The sequence below is a fragment of the Pseudomonas sp. genome, from assembly GCF_049645325.1.
In the GTDB taxonomy this organism is placed as follows: domain Bacteria; phylum Pseudomonadota; class Gammaproteobacteria; order Pseudomonadales; family Pseudomonadaceae; genus Aquipseudomonas.
The window spans coordinates 1-4074 of sequence record NZ_JBARTQ010000199.1 but is presented as its reverse complement, the minus strand read 5'-3'; the positions used below and the strand labels follow the sequence as shown (position 1 = coordinate 4074).

Sequence of the window (4074 nt, the reverse complement as noted above, 5' to 3'; positions counted from 1 at the left end):
CCCCTGTGGGCGCCGGGCTTGCCCGCGATGGCGGCTCAAGGGGCGACTTGGCCGTTTGTCTGAACCCTGGCCCTACCTGTCAACTTTGACAGTAGCCATTGTATTGCCTTCACTGTTTGATAGAGCGGCGAGGTGCGCCGTCATGCGCGGCTCGGGAGAGCGGTCATGGACAGGGCTACGGTCAGGTGGTTTGACGCCGTCAAGGGTATTGGTTTTGTCGCCCGCGACCGCGAAGGCAATGCGGTACCCATTCAGGCAAGGGGCAATCCCTGCGGCGAAATCGATGCGCCGCCCAAGGCACGAAAATCTCGCAAGCGAAAAAAGTAACCTCCCGCCAGCTCAGCAAACAGTCACTACCACTGGTCGTTAATCCCCGGCTACCTGTCAACTCTGACAGTAGCCAGTTCGGCGTTCTCGCGGTTTTATGGTGCCAGACACTGTGCGCAAGTAGTAACGAGATGCAGGGGAAGGATGATGGAAGCGGTGACGGGCACGATCAAGGTTTATGACCGCAAGACCGGTGAAGGGCTGATTGCGCTGGATGGCGATGATGAGCCGGTGTGTCTGGATCGCTTGAGTTCGGCGTATACCCGTTGGAGAGAAGGCCAGCGGGTACAGTTCGCGAGAATTCATCGGCCAAAGGGTGTGTTTGCGTTTTGTATCAGACGTATCTAGCGAGCCGGGTGCGGATTTTTTGAGCAGGATGTCAGGAGAACGGTAATGGCGACGGGCAAAGTGAAGTGGTTTAACGCGGAGAAGGGTTTTGGGTTTATTACCCAGGATGGTGACGGACCTGATCTTTTTGTTCATTTTTCTGCAATTAAAGGTGATGGGTTCAAGACGCTTGAAGAAAACCAGAAGGTGGAGTTCGAGATAGGGCAGGGAGCAAAAGGACCTCAGGCTACGGATGTGCGACCCGCGTGACGGCTCATTGATCGTTCCCACGCTCCCGCGTGGGGATGCCTCCCGTGACGCTCTGCGTCACCGTCGCGCCGGGCTCAAGTCGGGACGCGGAGCGTCCCAGGCTGCATTCCCACGCAGAGCGTGGGAACGATCATCACGATCATTCAGGCAGGTTCTGTCGCTGGCGAGGGCGCTCTGTCATTCAGCAGTCGCTCAGCCAGCAATCGGCCGACCTCAAGCAGCTGCGCAATACCCAGCGCACCTTCTCGCTGTGTTCCCTCTAGATCAAAGGCGAAGTCGCAGGTCAGGGCGTGGGCGGATGCCAGGTTTTCGGTGAGGTTGACCAGCAGGTCTTCGGTGCTGATGCCGTCGATGAGGGTGAGGATGACGCTGGGTGGGGGATTTGGGGTGGATTTGATCATTGTGAAGTTCCTCGGTAAAGGTGGAGCTGCCACTGATCGCCGCGACGCGAGGGAGGGTGGCAGCTGTGCGCAGGTTCGCGGACCGGTTACCAAGGAACCCGGCATACCCGAAGGTATCCCGCGCACAGCCGCCATAGCGCCGCACAGTAGACGATAAAAAATCGCTCACTGAAAGGGATATGGTGCTTCTGTTCCGTAGTAAACCGGGCCGCGACGCCCGACCACTGCATTTGCAGCGGTGTACGGAGACTAGGGGGCCCGGTTCCTAGGGGCAACCCGAAAACCTTGTCGGAAATTTCCTCAGTAACAACAGATACACCCCCATCCAACTGTGGGAGCTGGCTTGCCTGCGATGGCTGACTCATGGCTGGCCCTTCAGTGCCTGACCCACCGCAATCGCAGGCAAGCCAGCTCCCACAGTTGAACCGGTTACCACTCGACGATCGTCGCCCTGAAACCAAAGTTGGAAGGCTTCTTGCAATACCGCCTTCAGGACGCCTCAGGCGTCAAAACTTTGCTTCAAGGAACACGAGGAATACCGGTGGTAGATCGTTCTCAAATGCTCAGCACGGCCCGTGGCACCCTGACTGACTTGTCGCGGGGCAATCTGGGTGTGCCGTTGTTGTTGCTGGTGATGCTGGCAATGATGATGTTGCCGATGCCGCCGTTCCTGCTCGACGTGTTTTTTACCTTCAACATTGCCCTGTCCGTCGTCGTCCTGCTGGTCTGCGTGTATGCCTTGCGGCCGCTGGATTTCGCGGTGTTCCCGACCATCCTGCTGATCGCGACCCTGCTGCGCCTGGCGCTGAACGTGGCGTCCACGCGGGTGGTGATGCTCCACGGTCAGGACGGCCACGCCGCCGCCGGTAAGGTGATCCAGGCCTTCGGTGAAGTGGTGATCGGCGGCAACTACGTGGTCGGTATCGTGGTGTTCGCGATCTTGATGATCATCAACTTCGTGGTGGTGACCAAGGGTGCCGGGCGGATTTCCGAGGTGAGCGCGCGCTTTACCCTCGACGCCATGCCCGGCAAACAAATGGCGATCGACGCCGACCTCAACGCTGGCCTGATCGACCAGAACCAAGCCAAATCCCGTCGTCTGGAAGTCGCCCAGGAAGCCGAGTTCTACGGTTCCATGGACGGTGCCAGCAAATTCGTGCGCGGTGACGCCATCGCGGGCCTGTTGATTTTGTTCATCAACCTGATCGGCGGCATGGCGGTCGGTATCTTCCAGCACGGCATGACCTTCGGCGATGCGGGCAAGGTATACGCCTTGCTGACCATCGGTGACGGTTTAGTGGCGCAATTGCCATCACTGTTGTTATCCACAGCGGCGGCCATCATGGTAACCCGTGCTTCGGGCTCCGAAGACATGGGCAAGCAGATCAGCCGCCAGATGTTCGCATCGCCCAAGGCGTTGGCCGTGGCGGCCGGCATCATGGCGATCATGGGCATTGTGCCGGGCATGCCACACGTCTCGTTCTTGAGCATGGCGGCCATGGCGGCCGGGGGTGCCTACCTGTTCTGGCGCAAGCAAAACCAGGTCAAGGTGCTGGCCCAGCAGGAAGTCGCGCGCCAGCAGGACCTGCTGCCGTCGCCGGCCCGCGCCCAGGAAACCAAGGAGTTGGGCTGGGACGACGTGACCCCGATCGACATGATCGGCCTGGAAGTCGGCTACCGCCTGATTCCGCTGGTGGACCGCAACCAGGGCGGCCAGTTGCTCGCGCGGATCAAGGGTGTGCGCAAAAAGCTGTCGCAGGACCTGGGCTTCTTGATGCCCACCGTGCACATTCGCGACAACCTCGACCTGGCCCCCAGCGCCTATCGCCTGACCCTGATGGGCGTGATCCTCGCCGAAGCCGAGATCTACCCGGACCGCGAGTTGGCGATCAACCCGGGGCAGGTGTTCGGCACACTGAATGGCATTACCGCCAAAGATCCGGCTTTCGGCCTGGAAGCGGTGTGGATCGAAGTCAGCCAGCGCAGCCAGGCACAGTCCCTCGGTTACACCGTGGTAGACGCCAGCACCGTGGTCGCCACGCACCTCAACCAGATTCTGTACAAGCACTCCCACGAGCTGATCGGCCACGAGGAAGTCCAGCAATTGATGGGGTTGTTGGCCAAAGCCTCGCCAAAACTGGCCGAAGAACTGGTGCCGGGCGTGCTCTCGCTGTCGCAGTTGCTCAAGGTGCTGCAAGCCTTGCTCGCCGAACAGGTGCCGGTGCGCGACATTCGCAGCATTGCCGAGGCCATCGCCAACAATGCCGCCAAGAGTCAAGATACTGCCGCTCTGGTGGCCGCAGTGCGTGTCGGGTTGTCCCGTGCAATCGTGCAAAGCATTGTAGGCGTTGAGTCTGAGCTGCCTGTTATCACCTTGGAACCAAGGTTGGAACAAATATTGCTCAATAGTATTCAGAAGGCAGGACAAGGCCAGGAAGAGGGCGTTCTGCTGGAGCCAAGCATGGCTGAAAAACTGCAGCGTTCGTTGATCGACGCCGCACAACGCCAGGAAATGCAGGGCCACCCGGTGATTCTTCTGGTGGCGGGCCCGGTCCGGGCAATGTTGTCGCGGTTTGGACGCCTGGCAGTTCCGAATTTGCACGTTTTGGCTTATCAGGAAATTCCTGACAACAAGCAAGTGACTATCGTCGCGACAGTAGGGCCCAACGGCTGAGGTAGTGGGTTATGCAAGTTAAGCGTTTTTTCGCCGCCGATATGCGTCAGGCCATGAAACTGGTACGTGATGAGC

The 4074-nt window shown here is 59.4% G+C and carries 6 protein-coding genes; 5 read left to right on the top strand and 1 reads right to left on the bottom strand.

Features of this window, described 5'->3' with window-relative positions:
• The first annotated feature begins 165 nt into the window (after positions 1-165).
• The 3 genes from WBB95_RS08815 to WBB95_RS08805 all read left to right on the top strand — a co-directional run bounded on the left by WBB95_RS08815 (position 166) and on the right by WBB95_RS08805 (position 924).
• Positions 166-327 carry a cold-shock protein gene (locus WBB95_RS08815; RefSeq protein ID WP_424487231.1) on the top strand — a complete coding sequence of 54 codons (162 nt, stop codon included), beginning with the start codon at positions 166-168 and terminating at the stop codon, positions 325-327.
• A gap of 147 nt (positions 328-474) precedes the next feature.
• Positions 475-675 carry a cold-shock protein gene (locus WBB95_RS08810; RefSeq protein WP_424487230.1) on the top strand — a complete coding sequence of 67 codons (201 nt, stop codon included), beginning with the start codon at positions 475-477 and terminating at the stop codon, positions 673-675.
• Between the two features lie 45 nt (positions 676-720).
• Positions 721-924, top strand: coding sequence for a cold-shock protein (locus WBB95_RS08805; RefSeq protein WP_424487229.1), 204 nt, complete (start codon positions 721-723; stop codon positions 922-924).
• A 143-nt stretch (positions 925-1067) separates the two neighbouring features.
• Here the strand turns inward: WBB95_RS08805 and WBB95_RS08800 are convergent, their stop codons facing one another.
• Positions 1068-1325 carry a DUF6124 family protein gene (locus tag WBB95_RS08800; protein ID WP_424487228.1) on the bottom strand — a complete coding sequence of 86 codons (258 nt, stop codon included), beginning with the start codon at positions 1323-1325 and terminating at the stop codon, positions 1068-1070.
• A gap of 559 nt (positions 1326-1884) precedes the next feature.
• On the opposite strand from WBB95_RS08800, the gene flhA reads away from it, so the two are divergent.
• Together flhA and WBB95_RS08790 are read left to right on the top strand one after the other, a co-directional pair.
• Positions 1885-3999, top strand: a complete 2115-nt coding sequence (flhA, locus tag WBB95_RS08795; RefSeq protein WP_424487233.1) for a flagellar biosynthesis protein FlhA — start codon at positions 1885-1887, stop codon at positions 3997-3999.
• A gap of 11 nt (positions 4000-4010) precedes the next feature.
• Positions 4011-4074, top strand: a 64-nt coding sequence (locus WBB95_RS08790) for a hypothetical protein (protein WP_424487232.1), incomplete at its 3' end; no start/stop codon positions are given.

Bases quoted from the DNA above. Each gene is read 5' to 3' on its own strand.
- WBB95_RS08815 (WP_424487231.1), top strand. From the start codon at position 166: ATGGACAGGGCTACGGTCAGGTGGTTTGACGCCGTCAAGGGTATTGGT.
- WBB95_RS08810 (WP_424487230.1), top strand. From the start codon at position 475: ATGGAAGCGGTGACGGGCACGATCAAGGTTTATGACCGCAAGACCGGT.
- WBB95_RS08800 (WP_424487228.1), bottom strand. From the start codon at position 1,325: ATGATCAAATCCACCCCAAATCCCCCACCCAGCGTCATCCTCACCCTC.
- flhA (WP_424487233.1), top strand. From the start codon at position 1,885: ATGCTCAGCACGGCCCGTGGCACCCTGACTGACTTGTCGCGGGGCAAT.
- WBB95_RS08805 (WP_424487229.1), top strand. From the start codon at position 721: ATGGCGACGGGCAAAGTGAAGTGGTTTAACGCGGAGAAGGGTTTTGGG.